General features: G+C 70.7%; 11 protein-coding genes. 4 read left to right on the forward strand and 7 right to left on the reverse strand.

Going from position 1 to position 14,459, the window contains the following annotated elements; translation table 11 throughout:
• Positions 1-8: 8 nt before the first annotated feature.
• The 6 genes from AB0I69_RS22795 to AB0I69_RS22820 all read right to left on the reverse strand — a co-directional run bounded on the left by AB0I69_RS22795 (position 9) and on the right by AB0I69_RS22820 (position 9,679).
• Entirely contained in the window at positions 9-764 is a 756-nt protein-coding gene (locus AB0I69_RS22795) for a methyltransferase domain-containing protein (RefSeq protein WP_363097451.1), read from the reverse strand.
• Positions 761-2,089 (reverse strand): condensation protein, encoded by a 1,329-nt coding sequence (locus AB0I69_RS22800; RefSeq protein WP_363097452.1) that lies wholly within the window; start codon positions 2,087-2,089, stop codon positions 761-763. The genes AB0I69_RS22795 and AB0I69_RS22800 overlap by 4 nt, the downstream gene beginning before the upstream one ends.
• Complete coding sequence (locus tag AB0I69_RS22805) at positions 2,086-6,555, reverse strand: alpha-(1->3)-arabinofuranosyltransferase family protein (RefSeq protein WP_363097522.1); 4,470 nt, start codon at positions 6,553-6,555, stop codon at positions 2,086-2,088. Before AB0I69_RS22805 ends, AB0I69_RS22800 begins: the two co-directional genes overlap by 4 nt.
• The gene (locus tag AB0I69_RS22810) at positions 6,552-7,316 is read right to left on the reverse strand and encodes a class I SAM-dependent methyltransferase (protein WP_363097523.1); all 765 of its coding nucleotides are present in this window, start codon (positions 7,314-7,316) and stop codon (positions 6,552-6,554) included. The genes AB0I69_RS22805 and AB0I69_RS22810 overlap by 4 nt, the downstream gene beginning before the upstream one ends.
• 50 nt (positions 7,317-7,366) lie before the next feature.
• Positions 7,367-8,518, reverse strand: coding sequence for a glycosyltransferase family 4 protein (locus AB0I69_RS22815; protein ID WP_363097453.1), 1,152 nt, complete (start codon positions 8,516-8,518; stop codon positions 7,367-7,369).
• 183 nt (positions 8,519-8,701) lie between these two features.
• Positions 8,702-9,679 (reverse strand): DUF3068 domain-containing protein, encoded by a 978-nt coding sequence (locus tag AB0I69_RS22820; RefSeq protein ID WP_363097454.1) that lies wholly within the window; start codon positions 9,677-9,679, stop codon positions 8,702-8,704.
• A gap of 152 nt (positions 9,680-9,831) precedes the next feature.
• Between AB0I69_RS22820 and AB0I69_RS22825 the strand changes: the two genes are divergently transcribed.
• The 4 genes from AB0I69_RS22825 (at position 9,832) to AB0I69_RS22840 (ending at position 12,982) form a co-directional block, all read left to right on the forward strand.
• Positions 9,832-9,984, forward strand: a complete 153-nt coding sequence (locus AB0I69_RS22825) for a hypothetical protein (RefSeq protein ID WP_363097455.1) — start codon at positions 9,832-9,834, stop codon at positions 9,982-9,984.
• Between the two features lie 4 nt (positions 9,985-9,988).
• Entirely contained in the window at positions 9,989-11,260 is a 1,272-nt protein-coding gene (locus tag AB0I69_RS22830) for a helix-turn-helix domain-containing protein (protein WP_363097456.1), read from the forward strand.
• A gap of 109 nt (positions 11,261-11,369) precedes the next feature.
• Complete coding sequence (locus AB0I69_RS22835) at positions 11,370-12,143, forward strand: IclR family transcriptional regulator (RefSeq protein ID WP_363097457.1); 774 nt, start codon at positions 11,370-11,372, stop codon at positions 12,141-12,143.
• Entirely contained in the window at positions 12,140-12,982 is an 843-nt protein-coding gene (locus AB0I69_RS22840; protein ID WP_363097458.1) for an SMP-30/gluconolactonase/LRE family protein, read from the forward strand. Before AB0I69_RS22835 ends, AB0I69_RS22840 begins: the two co-directional genes overlap by 4 nt.
• A gap of 67 nt (positions 12,983-13,049) precedes the next feature.
• Here the strand turns inward: AB0I69_RS22840 and AB0I69_RS22845 are convergent, their stop codons facing one another.
• On the reverse strand, positions 13,050-14,447 hold the full coding sequence (locus AB0I69_RS22845) for an FAD-dependent monooxygenase (protein ID WP_363097459.1): 1,398 nt from the start codon (positions 14,445-14,447) through the stop codon (positions 13,050-13,052).
• Positions 14,448-14,459: the final 12 nt, after the last annotated feature.

Consider the following 14,459-nt stretch of genomic DNA (forward strand, 5'->3'; position numbering starts at 1 on the left):
CGCGCCCCCTACGTCTTCCGCGCGTGCAACAGCAGGATCGACGCCAACGGCGGTCTGGCGCACGCCAGTCGGTCGAGCGGGCGGAGTACTCGTGGCACGCCGTGGAAGGGCGCGCCCTTGAGTCCTACGACCTGGAAGCCCGCCGCCGTCACGAACTCCCGTAGCGCGCGCGGGGTGTAGAGCCGCAGATGTCCTACGACCTCCTTGCCCGGGCGGCCGTGGATCGCGCGCAGGCTCACCTCCGAGAACACGGGCTGGACGCCGGCGAGCAGCAGGGCGCGGTTGTACCAGGCGGCCAAGTTCGGTGTGGACAGCATGAGATGGCCTTCCGGGCGCAGGACGCGGCGGATCTCGGCGAGGGCCGTGTCCGGGTCGACGAGGTGCTCGATCACTTCGCTGAACAGGACGGCGTCGGCGGCGGCCGAGTGGAGGGGCAGTGCGGTGAGTTCGCCTCGGACCGTGTACGGGAGGTGGGCGCGGGCGCGGGTCAGGGCGTCCTGGGACCAGTCGACGCCGACGACGCGGTGGCCGGTGAGGAGGGGTGCGGCGGTGGCCGCCGCGCTGCCGTCGCCGCAGCCGATGTCGACGATCGTGCGGGTCCGTCCGGTCGGCGGGCCCAGTGCGGCGGCCAGGATGCGGGCCTGGCGGAGACTGCGGGAGGGGCCGGAGGCGACCGGGACGGCTGGGTTCTCGTAGAAGTCGCGGAGGCCGTGCGCAGCCGCCGGGCGGTTCGGGGTGGAGGTGGAGGTGGAGGTCGGCGTCATGTGGGGTGTTCCTCCGTCGCGTGCAGGTAGTGCTCGAAGAGGTCGCGGAGGTGGGCGCCGTCGCCGTGGCTGAGGAGGGTGCGGGACCAGCGCAGGGCCACGTGCAGCTTTCCCGCCGTGGAGGCGGTCGTCACGGTGAGGCCGCGGGGCATGCGGGCCGGGGCGGAGAACCAGACGGCGTGCGCTTGGCCCGCCGGGTCGCCGAAGTCCAGGGTGTACGGGATGCGGCCGATGTTGCTGAGGAGTGTGGTCGAGGTCCAGGGGGCGGCTGCCCTGCGTAGGCCTCGGGTGAGGGTGGCTCGCCAGGTTACGGGGACGACCGGCGCCGTCAACAGGGCTGCTCCGTGGCCCAGTTGGGGGCGGGGGAGGGCCTTGAGGGCGCGGGTGCGGTCCGCTGTGCGGTGGAGCAGTTCGCCCATGTGGTGGTCGGGGGCGTTGGCCAACTCCCCGGGGGCGAAGGTGACTTCCACGAGTCTCGTGCCGTTGCCTATGGGCATGTCCGTGCCTCGGGGGCGGTCGTCCACGGGCATCGTGATGCGCATCGGGCGGGGGTGTGCGCCGTGTTCGCGGTTCCAGTGGGCGATCATCAGGGCCGTGGTGACCATGAGTTGGTCGTTCACGGTGTAGGGGGAGCCCTTGGGGCGGCGCGGGACGGGGAGTTCGGTGAGGAGGAGGCCGTTGCCGCCGGGGGAGGGGTCGGGGGTGCCGGGGGCGACTCGGGCGGGTGGGGTCCATACGGACGGGGCATCCGCGGGGGGTTCGGGGGTGTCCGGGGGGCGGGTCGGTGGGGCGGTCGGGGTGTTGTCCTTGCCGCCATAGCGCTCCGCTGCGGTGGCGAGGATGCGGAGGCAGGCGGGGCCGTCCAGGGCGGTGTGGTTGACGGTGAGGACGAGGGCGGTTCCCGTGCCGGGGGCTGAACCGGTGTTTTGGGGGAGGGCGATTGCTTCCAGGCGGACTGGTGGGGATGCGGTCAGGGGTGGGGAGTGGGTGAGGGAACGGGTGCGGGCCTGTTTGAGGGCGTCTCGGGTGGGGGGCGTGAAGGTGAGCACCTCTACGTCCGGGGTGTCGGTCAGTTCCCATTCGTAGCGGCGGCGGTACCAGGGGCCGGGGGCCTCGCGCATGAGGATGCGGGGGTGGAGGTGCAGGGCCTCGGTGAATGCGGTGCGGAGCCGTTCCGGGTCTACGGGGCCCGGGAGGTGGACCTCGATGTGGACGGTTTCCGGTTCGGCGGACTGGTGGCAGTGGCGGGCGATTTCGTCGACTGTGGGGAAGGGGATGCGGGTGGGGGTGTCGTCGGGGTGGGTGGGGTGGTCGAGTGCGGTCATGCCGGTTCGTCCCTTGGGTGCGGGTCGGTGGGGGCGGGGCGCGCAGTTCCCCGCGCCCCTGGTGGGGGCGCGCCGTGGGGTGGCGGGTCGTTGCCGGCTTCCGGTCCGGTGGGGGTTGAGCGCGCAGTTCCCCGCGCCCCTGGCGGGGTGGCGCCGTGGGGCGGCGGGTTGTTGCCGTGCTCCGGTCCGGTGGGGGCTGGTCGCGCAGTTCCCCGCGCCCCTGTCGGGGCGCTGCCTTTGGGCTGTGCTGGGATTGTTCGGCTTGATTCCGCTGGGCCGGGGGGCTCGCCCAGGGGGCTTGTGCCTCGTTCTCTGTGGGGGAGGGGTGGGGCTGTTGCTGGTGTCGGATCGGGCCACTCTCGTACGCTCACCAAAGCTGCGAACAGGCCGATCAGGGTGAGGAGTTGGGCCGTGTGGCTGAATGCGCCCTCGCCTGCGGCCACCGGGGCGCCGGCGCCTGTTGCTGCCGTGATTCCTGCCCCTGTCAGGGTGATGAACGCGATCGGTACGAGTAGTGCGTGTCGGCGGTGTGCGAGCAGGGCCAGTGCTGGGACCAGGAGTGCGAACCAACCCGCGATGACCACGCCGACCAGCGTCAGCGTCACCGTGCCGAGCCACAGGCCGGGCGGGGGTGGGGGTGGTTGTGGCTCGTCGGGGTTCGGGTCGTGGCGGCGCCAGAGCACCAGGGCCAGGAGGACGGCCAGTGCGGCCCCGCTGCCGATGAGGCCGGCCTCGTAGGTCGTCGCCGGGCCGTAGGAGAGCTTGATCGTGCCGCCCGCGCCTGCCGGGACGCGCCAGCCCTGTTGCCAGCCGTCGAGGCGGACCGACGTCAACTCCTTGCCGTTCAGGGTGGCTTTCCAGCCGGTGTTGTAGTTCTCGTACGTCGTGAAGTAGGACGCCGTGCCCGAGCCGACCGTCACCTCGCGGCGGTCGCCGAGCCAGTCCACGACCCGCAGCTCCCGACCACTGTCCGTCGCCGATGTGACACTTCCCCGGGTGAGTGTCACATTCGTCAGGGTCAGGGGTCCCGCGTCGCCCGCCTCCACTCGGTGGGTTCCTGATGTCAGCTCCAACGCCGCGTCGGCCCGCCCCTGCTGACAGAGCGTCACCTCCACGGGGCGGCGTTCGGTCAGGTCCCGTACCGTCCCCGTCACGCTCGTCGAGTACAGCTCACCGTCCACCGCCACCACCGGGCCTTTCCCGCAGGCCAGCGTGAACGTGCGGGTGGGGTCCGGCTGTGGGGTGCGGTACTGGTCGAGGGCCGGGATGTACGCCTCGGTCAGGCCCACCGGGAGTTGGAGGTTCTCGTCGGCCACCGGGTTGTGGAGGGTGAGCGGGGCCGTTTTCGTGATCGTGATGTCCAGGCGGTCCGTGGTGATCGGGTCGAAACGGACCACGCCGTTCTCGTCGACACCGGCGATCGTCGCGCCGTCGGGTGAGGTGATGTCCACCTCGGTGGCGCGCGTCGACAGGCCGCCCGCCGGCGCCAACACCACTTCCCCTACCGCCTGTTTGCCGCTCCACGTCAGGTGGATCGTCGGACGGTCGCCCGCGATCCAGCCCGTCGTCAGGTCTCCGTCCGTCAGGTTGCGGGCCGACAGGCCCACCCCCAGCGCCGCCGTGGAGTCCGCCGTCGCCGTGATGCGATGCTGCTGGGCGGGCGCCACCTCGTAGAGGAGCTTGTCCAACTCCTCGCCGGGGATGGCCACCGCGTCCGCCTTCATCTCGTACGTTCCCGCCGTCGCCGTCGAGAACGTGCGGTGCAGGCCCGCCTCGGTACCCGTCGGGGAGAGGCCGGTCGGGTCGGCCGAGCGGTGCAGGGAGATGATCTCGGCGGCTGCGTCGGAGGCGTTCGCGTCGGTGGGCAGCTTCAGGAGCCGGGTCACCTGTACGTGCGGCAGGGCGATCTCGGAGAAGCCCGCGCCGGTGAGGCCGGTACGGCGCGCCACCGAGTCGACGATCGTCAGCTTCATCCAACTCGTCGCGCCGGAGGGTGATTTGATCGTCTGGGGCATGCCGTTCGGCTGGAGGTAGCTGGTCGCTGTTCCCTTCGCCGTCTGCACCTTCACCTCCGTGGCCGCCGCCCTCACGCTCTCCTGCGGGAGCGGAGTGACCTTGAACGAACTCGGCATGTCGTACGACCCGCCCGCGAAGCCGATCCGCAGCCACTGCCCGTTCGGTGAGCCCGCCGCGCCCTCCGCCCATGCGGTGTCGGGGTTGCCGTCGAAGGCGTTCACCGGGTCGAACTGCGGGAGATAGAACAGCCAGTTGCCGCTGGAGGACGCCGTCACCGAGCGGGCGCCGCGCAGCTCCGCCACCGTCTGGTGGGCGATGCCCTTCGTCGGCAGGATCTGTTTCGGCTTATTGCCGGCGTCCTGGACGGCGTCCGGCGCGTTGCGTTCGTCGGGGGTGTACGTGTACGACGTGTTGGCGTCGACCAGGCCGAACCGGGTGTCCGCGCGGCGCAGTCCGTCGCCGAGTATCTGGAGGGACGGGGAGCCCAGGCCCGGGTGGTTGTCGCCCGTCAACACCGTTGCCCTGCCCCGGAGTTCGGTGGCCAGGGGGAGGAGGGACTCCGGGCCGCCGGAGACCACGGCCGTGTCGGCGGCCGGTGTCAGGCCGGCCTGGCCGGGGCGGATCACGTCCTTGCTCGTCGGCTCGTAGATCTCCACCGCCCGCTGTCGCGGATAGAGGCCCTCCACCTGGAGCGGGGTGTCGTTCGCTATCCGGCCGCCGGTCATGACCGGGCCGAGGCCCGTCACCCGCTGGTAGCCGGACTGCTCCAGGGTGCGTTTGACGGTGGTGGTCGGGACGTAGCCGATCTGGTCGGGGTCGAGGTCGTTGCGGACGACGACGTAGTAGACCCCTGCCCGGCTCAAGTAGTCCGCCAGGCCCGGGACTTCGCCGCCGCTCGCCAGTGCCTGCTCGACCGCGTCCATCGCGCGCCGGTTGCCGGGGGTGCCCATCGGGACGTAATCCCGTTCCGCCCAGCGGGAGTTGGCCAGGACGTCGAGGGGCTCGTCGATGGGGGAGCCCCAGGTGTAGATGCCGTGCGCGGTCGCGGGGACGACCAGGGCGCGGGAGTCGGGGGAGTACTTCTGCAGCCAGTCCGCCGTGGACTGCCAGTACTTGGGGAGCTGCTGGAACGAACCCGGGTTCAGGATCGACCCGTTGAGATACGGCCACGCCAGGCCGGGGAGGACGAGGATCGCCGCGATCAGCGGAGCGAGTCGGCGGCCCCGGATCGGGCGGGCTCCGCGTGTCTCGGCGGCCACGCCCACCAGGTGGGCCAGGCCCAGGACGAGTGCGAGGGCCAGGCCCGCCTGGAACTTGTAGATGTTGCGGAAGGGGACGAGCGGGCCGTTCAGCCAGTCCTGCACCAGCCCGTGGAAGGGCGCCCCGAACGAGCCGCCGTACCCGGCGAACAGGATCAGCGCGACCGACACAGCGATCAGCACCAGCCAGCGCCGCTCCGGCATGTCCCGGCGGGCCAGTCCCGCGAGGCCGAGCCCTGCCGCGAGTGCCGAACAGACGATCACGATCACCGACGAGGCGACCGTCCAGCCGGCCGGTATCCAGGCCTCCCCGAGATGCAGGTAGGCGACCCAGTCACCGGCACCGCGCAGGCCCTCCGTCGCCGACATGGTGTCGGTCGTGGTCTGCGAAGTCTCCACGTAGGGAAGGAAGTTCTCCCCGTAGACGCCGAGCATCAGCAGCGGGATCCACCACCACGCCGTCGCAAGGATCACCCCCGGCACCCACCAGGCGAGCAGCTTGCGCTGCCGTGGCCCCGGTGGGCGGGACAGCAGATACAGGCCCACCGGGAGCAGAGACGCGAGGGTCGCCGCCGCGTTGACGCCACCCATGAACGGGACGATCAACGCCGACCGTAGGGCCGCGATCCGGGCCGTATAGCGCTCGTTGGTGAGTGGCAGCAGGACCCAGGGAAGGAAGGCTCCCGGGAGCGCGGCGGCGGATGTCGACCCCACGACGATCGTGAACACCGGCCACAACGCGTACGTCACGGCGGCGAGCAGCCGGGACGCGGGGCTGCCGACGCGCAGCCGCTCGGCCAGCCGCAGCGCGCCCCAGAAGGCGACCGACACGACCAGCGACAACCACAGCCGTTCCGCCAGCCAGACCGGCAGGTGCACGGCGTGGGCCAGCCAGTAGAACGGGAGCATCGGCCAGAGGTAGCCGGCGTACTGGTCCTGGATGCCGCCGAAGGAACCCCGGTCGTGCCACAACTGGCCCAGGTCGGAAAGGAATTGACCCGGGTCGACGGTGACGCCGAGCTTGGTGTCGAAGGTCTGCCGGCCCGGGTGCACGGCGAGGAACAGCACGAACACCACGGCCCAGAACCCCAGCAGCCAACGCCACGACCGAGGGCCCTCCGGTGGCCCCGCCAGGGTCGTACGGGTGGGATCGGCCGCCGGGGGCGGGGCCTGGACCGTGGTCGCCGTCATCGTGGACACCGCCGGAGGATGAGGAGGAGGTTCCAGGTGGCCAACTCCCTTATCCCGGGCGCCTTGACGACGGCTCGGTCGAGGAAGGGCCAGTAGCGGGAGCGCGCCGCGACGACCGTGACGTCGTCGCGGGCGCGGACCTGCCGCAGGGTGGCGCCGATGTGCACGGCGAACAGGTTCTCGCCGAGGGTGTGCTTGGCGGCCTTGCCGGTACGCCGCCGGTAGCGGGCGCGGGCCCGTTCGGCGCCGAGGTAGTGCCAGGGCGCCCACTCGTGACCGCCCCACGGGGACAGCCAGTTGGTGAACGACACGTAGATCAGCCCACCGGGCCGCGTCACCCGCGTCAGCTCACTGAGAAACGTCTGCGGATCGGCCACATGCTCAAGGACGTTGGAGGAAAAGGTCACATCCGCGACGCCGGTCGCCAACGGCAGCAGATACCCGTCGGCGATCACCGTCCCGTCGGGCGGTTTCTCCCCCAACTCCCGTACGTCAGGCTCGAAAAGGTAGGCATGGGCCCCACGCCGCCGAAACTCCTCGGTGAAGTACCCGCTGCCGCCACCGACGTCCACGACTGTGCGTCCGGTGACGGGACCGTCGTAGGCCTCGACTTGATCGGCAGCGTCGCGGGCGAGCAGCGAGTAGCAGAACTCCGGTTCGTCCTGTTCATGCAGGAAGGCGCGAAAGAGGGCAAGGGAGCGACGGAGAGACGGATCCTTGAAACCCCGGCGAGGTTCGAAGGGGCGCGGGGCTGTATCGATATGCGGCTCCGCCGCGGGGCGCGACCAGCCACGACGAACCCGCACCCACTTCACGACCCCCAGCCCTTCACCGCCTCGCCGGCCACCGCTCGAAACTGTCTGACTGTCCGATCCCAGCGATAACGCGCAGCCCGATCACGAGCCGACTTCCCCATCAGCTCACGGCGATGGGAGGACAGAGCCAACGCACACCAGGCCGCCGCGAAGGAAGACTCCCCACGCGCCAGCACACCCGTCTCCCCGTCAACGACCGAGTCACGCAACCCCGGCACGTCGAACGCGATCGCCGGAGTTTCCCGAGCCGCAGCCTCCGTCACGACCAAGCCCCACCCCTCCAACGCGGAGGGATGCAGCAACAGCCAGGCCGAGCAAAGGAGTTCGTGTTTCTCCGCCTCCGAGACATGGCCCGTGAACTCCACCCCGGCCCCCGCGAGCCGCTCCAGTGACTCCCGTTCAGGCCCGTCACCGACGATCAGAAGCCGCCCGCCGACCACGGGACGTACCCGCTCCCACAGCCGCAGCAGCAGATCGATCCGCTTGTACTCGACCAGCCGTCCCACCGCCACGAACAGCGGCTCCGGCGAGCGGTCGGCACGAGGGCCCGGCTCCTCGACTCCGTTGTGGACGACCCGAATCCGGTCCCGCTCGACCCCGATCCCGCGCAGCGCGTGCGCGGTCGAGGGAGAGACCGCGACCAGCAGGCCGCGATGCTGCGCCCCGGTCAGCGCCCAGTGTTCGAGTCTTCGGCCGATCCTCGCGGCCGGTGCCATCGGGCCGCCGAACCGCATCTTCCACAGGTCCGTGTGGACATGGTTGACCAGGCACATGGTCGGGCCGCGATGCCACATGGGAGCGAAGTAGGGCATGCCGTTGCACACCTCGACCAGCAGGTCGCAGTCGCCGATCTGCCGGGTGAACGCCGTACGGGCGCGCAGGAAGTGGCCGTAGGCACCGCCTGCCGACACGACTCTGTAGTCGTGGTAGGACGCGGGGCCGCCGCACAACAGGGTTACCTGGTGGCCGAGTTGAGTGAGGCCGTCGGCCAGTCGGTCCACGAGGAGTTCGGAGCCGCCGGCCGAGGGGTTGTCGAGATCGCGGTGCGCGAGGAAAACGATTCGGCGCGGTTGCGGCACAAGCGCCGGGGGGTGCTGCGCGACGGAGGGGAACTCGGCGCGCAGCGAGTAGGGCACGTGCTGGGGCATGGGTGCTCCAACTCGTCTCAGGGTGCGGAACTCAGCGGGAGTGGGGGCGGGATGGACGGTGGACGCGGTGCGGAGTTCTGTGGGTGGGCTGTGCCGGGGTGGGGTGGACAGTTTTCGCCCAGGCGTTCCTGACGGCTACTCACCCGCATGACAATTTCCGGGGTTATTAGAACTGACGTCACGTCACATCGTGGGTGGATACCCGGGTGAAGTAGCGGATTCCGGGCGCCGACGGCCTCGTAGCACCAAGACGCCACCCGCCACGGCGAGGACGAATCCGGCCACTGCCGTACCGATCGGCAACGACTGTCCCACCAGGCGTAGTTGGCCACTTTCCTGCTTCGCCAGTTTCACCTGTTCCTGCTGGGTGGCCGTGGTGAACGCGAGCTTGTCGGCGTCCAGGAGGAGCACCGCGTCGTATGCGTGGCCGGGGGCGCGCAGGGTGCGGCGGGGGCCGGTCTGGGCGTAGATCACCCGGCCGGTGCGCTGGTCGACGACCAGCTCGATGCCGTGGTTGGAGTACCACTCCTCGGCCAGTATCTGGGGGGAGCCCGGCTGGTCGACGAGGCTGCCGGGTACCAGGCGGGTGCCGATCTTCGTGGGCGGGACCGTGCCCTTGAAGACGTAACCCGAGTAACCCTGCACCTTCTTGGTCCCCGAGTAACGCAAAGTAACCGTCGCGCCAAGGGAGTTGTCCCACCACTGGTACGGCTGTTTCCGCACGTCGAACGGGAACTTCAGGAAGGCGTCGCCCTCGAAGTACGGGTTCTCGTGGCAGCAGTGCACCGGCTTGTTGGTCTTACGGTCCGTGACCCAGCGGTTGGGGAAGAACTCCAGCGCGTCGTGCGGATCGGCGGCCGGCAGGGACTTGTCGGTGTCGACGGTCGTGGTGACGTCCCAGACCGCGTCCCCGCTCTTCTCGCTGTCCGCGACATCGCCGCGCACCTGCTGGGTGACGGTGATCCGCCGGTCGTCCACGGTCCGCAGCTCACCGGTGTCGAAGTAGCTGCCGGTGCCCCGGTAGACGGCGGTCGTGTCGATATTGATCGGGGTCACGGCGGCCCGCGGCTCGACGTACCACGCCAGCAGCGGCGCCAGGACCAGCAGAAACGTGCCAAGTCCCAGCAGGATCAAGGAAAATGGAGAGGCTGTACGGCGCATCCGGGCACTCCAGTGAAAGTTGGTGACGGAGTTCGGGCCGCTCTTGGGCCGGGAACCGTAGGCGCCCCTTGACGGAGTGTCAATGTCTGCCGACACTGGGGCCGATGGGCAGGGGTGTGGCACAGACTCCGTACAGAGAGGCTGACCCCGCGATGTCCAGACTGCTCGCCGCTCTGCTCACCATGGCCCTCGCCGCCGCCCTCGCCGTGGGCGCCGCGCTCGGCATCGTCGCGCTGCTCGACGCCCGGCCCGACCAGCCGAACACGCCACTGATCACCTACGAGCAAGCGGGCCAGGGGAGTTGACCCCATGGCCGCTCGACCGGCGACCGCCCGGGCAGCGACCGTCCGCCCGGCGACCGTGACGGCGCGCTCGGTATGGCTCGACGTACCGCGCCTCCAGGTGCGCGAGTTCGCGGCCATCGCCATGGCCGAGGCGCCCGCGCTCGCCGAGGAGATCCTGCACGAGATCCGCCGCGAGCACCCCCAACTGCCCCTGGTCCTCGACGAGTCGGGCGAACCCATGGCCCTGGTCGGCATCCGGCGCGCCATCGAGGTCTTCGTCCAGCACCTGGAGACCGCCGAGGGCCGCCCGACCGTACCGCCGGGCGTCTTCCAGGAGTTCGGGCGCGGCGAGGGCCTGCACGGCCGCACCCTCGACTCGCTCCAGGCGATCTACCGCATGGGCGTACGGCTCGCCTGGCGCCGCTTCGCCGAGATCGGCCAGCGCGTCGACATCCCGCCGCCCGCGATGTACGAACTCGTCGACGCGGGCTACGAGTACCTCGACGGACTGGTCGACCAGTCCGTGCGCGGCTACGCGGAGGCCGCCGCCAGACAGGCGGGCGAACGGCTCCGCCTCCAGCGCCGCCTGATGGAACTCCTCCTCGCCGAGCACCACCGCGGCGACCCGGCCGAGGCCCTCTCCGAACGGGCCGCCCGCATCGGCTGGCCGCTGCCCGACAAGGTCGCCGTCGGCGTCCTGCTGCGCCCGGCCCGCGAGGCGGTCGCCCCCGCCGTGGGGCAGGAGGTCCTGCTCGACATGGAGTACGACCAGCCCCGCATGGTCGTCCCCGAACCGGACGCCGCCGGCCGCCCCGAACTCCTGCACCGGGCGCTGACCGGCTGGGCGGGCGCGATCGGGCCCCCGGTGCCGCTGGCCGACGCGGTGAAGTCGGCGCGCTGGGCCGAGGCCGCCGTAGGACTGATGGAGCGGGGGCTGCTGCCCGGCGGGGGTGTCCTGTACTGCACCGAGCACACCGAGGCCCTCGTCCTGCTGCAGCCCGAGGAGCTGATCGACGATCTCGCGCTGCGGTGTCTGGCGCCGCTGGCGCACTGTGGGCCCACGCACGGGCGGCGGCTCGCCGAGACCCTGCTGGCCTGGCTGGAGACGCGGGGCGGGGCGCCGGAGGTGGCCGCGCGGCTCGGCGTGCACCCGCAGACCGTGCGCTATCGCCTCCGGCAGATCCGCGAACTGTGGGGCGACGAGATCGACCACCCGGACCGCCGGTTCCAGCTCGAACTGGTCCTGCGCGCACAGCGGTTGCGCGGTGAACTGGGCGGCCCCAGAGCACGTAGGTAGACGGAGAGTCACCCGACCATTGCCCGTGCAACCCTCTATGGCTAGCCTGTGTTCGTCATCCCGATCGTCAGTTGAAATTTCGAACACGACACCTAGAAGGGGGCCGGTTGTGGGACGCCTCGTACCTGCCGTGACCCGGGCTCTCGACATTCTTGAGCTCTTCCTCGACGGGGACGGGACGCTCTCCGCCCCCGACATCGTGCGCAAGCTGCAACTGCCGCGCACCACCGTGCACGAACTGGTCACCACCCTCGCCGCCCGCTCGTACATCGTGCCCGTGCCCGGACAACCCGGACGCTACCGGCTGGGTGTCCGTCCATACCAGCTCGGGAGCCGGTACGCCGAGCAGCTCGACCTCGCCGCCGAGGGCCAGCAGGTCGCCCGATCCGTCGCCGAGACCTGCGACGAGACCGTGCACGTGGCCATCCTCGAAGGCACCGACGTCATCTACATCGCCAAGGTCGACTCCACGCACGCGGTGCGCATGGTGTCGGCGGCCGGGCGCCGGCTGCCCGCCCACTGCACATCCGTGGGCAAGATGCTGCTGGCCTCCCTCCCCGAGCCGGAGCTCAGCGCCCGCATCCCCGCCGACGTCTCGCTGGTCGCGATGACGCCCAACAGCATCACCGAGCCGGGCGCCCTCCGCGAGGCCCTCGCCGGGATCCGGGAGCGCGGGGTCGCGGTCGAGAGCCGCGAGTCGAATCCGGACGTGTCCTGTGTCGCGGCGCCGGTCCGGGACCGTACCGGGCAGGTCGTCGCCGCGCTCTCCATCTCCGTCCCCATGATCCGCTGGAGCGACGAGCGCCTGGCCGAGCTGGAGCAGCTCGCCGCGAAGGGCGCCGCCGAACTGTCGGAGCGGCTCGGACACCGGAGCGTGGGATGACGTACGAGGTGGCGGTACGGGCCGAGGCGACGCTCGGCGAGGGGCCGACGTGGGACGCGGCGGCCGGGCGGTTGATCTGGATCGACATCCTCGGGTCCCGGGTGCATACGTACGACCCCTCGTCCGGGGTTCGTACGGTGCGGGTGACCGATCAGCACGTCGGTGCGGCCAAGCCCCGGGTCGGCGGGGGGCTGGTCCTCAATCTCCGGGACGGGGTCGGGCTCGTCGATCCCGACGGGGAGTTTCGGTGGTTGCATCGGGAGCCTGTTGCCGGGCGGCGGGCCAATGACGCGGCCGTCGCGCCCGACGGTGCGTTGTGGGTCGGCACGATGCGGTACGACGAGGCGGCCTGCGGTGGCACCTTGTCCCGTGTCACCGGGGACGGGTCGGTCGAGCTGGTCCTCGACGACGTCGCGGTGAGCAACGGGACCGGGTGGAGTCCGGACGGGCGGCTGATGTACTACATCGACTCGCCCACGCGTCGGATCGACGTCTTCGAGTACGCGGACGGGCGGGTGACCAAGCGGCGGCGCTTCGCTGATGTGGAGGTCGGTGCGGGGTTCCCTGACGGGCTCACCGTTGATGCCGATGGGTGTGTGTGGGTGGCGTTGTGGGACGGGGGTGCGGTGCGGAGGTATACGCCGGACGGGGAGTTGGACCGGGTGGTCGAGCTGCCCGTGCCTCTTGTCACTGCGTGCGCTTTCGGGGGGGCGGATCTGACTGACTTGTACGTGACGACTGCTCGGGTGGGGCTTGATTCGCCGCATCCTGTTGCTGGGTCGCTGTTGGTTGTGCCGGGGGTGGGGAAGGGGTTGGCGCAGCCTGCATTTGCGGGGTGAGGGGCGGTTCTTTGGGTGCGGGCCGGTGGGGGCTGGGCGCGCAGTTCCCCGCGCCCCTAAAGGAACCTCAGTCCCCTGTACCTGCCAAGGCCGCCAGTGTTTTTCGTTCCGCCGGTGTTAGTGGTGGGCCGGAAAGGGGAGGCAGGAGTGGGCCGTTGAGGGCTGCCAATAGCGTGCCGGGGTGCATCAGAGTTGATGCGTCCGCCTCCATGCTCGTCACCGCCGCCAAGGCCGCCGCCGCAGCGTAGGAACCCGTCGCCGACTTCAACAGGCGGCGGGAGTAACGCGTGATCAGGCGGTCCGCCGTTGTGGGGGCGGGGCCCTTGGTGTTGGGGTACCAGACGTCCTGGCCCACCGCCATCGCCCAGGCGCCCTCGACCGGGACCGCCACCCCGCGCTGGACCTTGGCGGCCAGGCCGGGGGCGGTGAAGCCCTCGTGGTCCAGTTCGCGGGAGAGGACCTGGGCGCCGAGTGCTGCCACCGACATGCCTTGTCCGTAGGCCGGGTTGAAGGTGGCGAGGGCGTCGCCGAGGACGACGAGGCCGTCGGGCCAGTTGCGGGCCTTCTCCAGATAGCGGCGGACGTTCTTGCTGCTGTGGCTGGTGTGGACGTCCGTCAGGGGTTCGGCGCCGGAGACGAGGCGGCCGAGGATGGGGTCCGGCAGGTCGAGGATGTACTGGAGGAAGCCGTCGGGGTCGGCGGGCGGTTCGGCGCCCCGGGTGCCGGCGAGGCTGACCATCCAGCGGTCGCCCTCGATGGGCAGGACCATTCCGGCGCGGCCGGGCAGGGACAGGTACGGGTTGGCCTGAAGGATCGTGAGGGGGAAGTGCTCGGCGCCGGCCGGTCTGCGGTAGATCCGGGTGGCGTTGACGAGGCCGGAGTCGACGGTCCGTTCGTCGATGCCGGTCACCCCGAGTTTCTCCAGCCAGTGCAGTACGCGTGAGCCGCGGCCACTGGCGTCGACCACGAAGTCGGCCTCAAGGTCCGTCTCTCCGGCGTCTGTTGAGATGCGGACGCCGGTGATGCCGTGGAGGTCGCCGAGCAGTTCCAGGCCCTGGGCCGTGCGGATCTCGGTCTTGGTGTTCGCCAGTACCGCTTCGCGCACCACCCAGTCCAGCAGCGCCCGGCTGCAGGTGAGCATCCGGGGTCCCTCGTGCCGCCAGCGGCGCAGCCAGCCCTCGGGAGTCAGCGCCACCATGCCAGAGTTGAGGGATATCTCATGGGCGCCCGCGGCGAGCAGCCGCTCGCGGACGCTCACGCCGGGCACGAGGTCCTCCATCGCGGCCAGCCCGCCGGACATCAGCAGATGGGCGTGGCGTCCCTGCGGGAGACCCTTGCGGTGCTCCGGTCCGTCGGGCAGCTCGTCCCGGTCCAGCACGATCACCTCGTCCGCGTGGGCGGACAGGGCGGCGGCGGCCAGCAGGCCGGCCAGTCCGGCACCGACGACGACAGCTCTCCGCGGCATGGGGCTCCTCAA

This window comes from Streptomyces sp. NPDC050508 (assembly GCF_040655155.1).
In the GTDB taxonomy this organism is placed as follows: Bacteria; Actinomycetota; Actinomycetes; order Streptomycetales; family Streptomycetaceae; genus Streptomyces.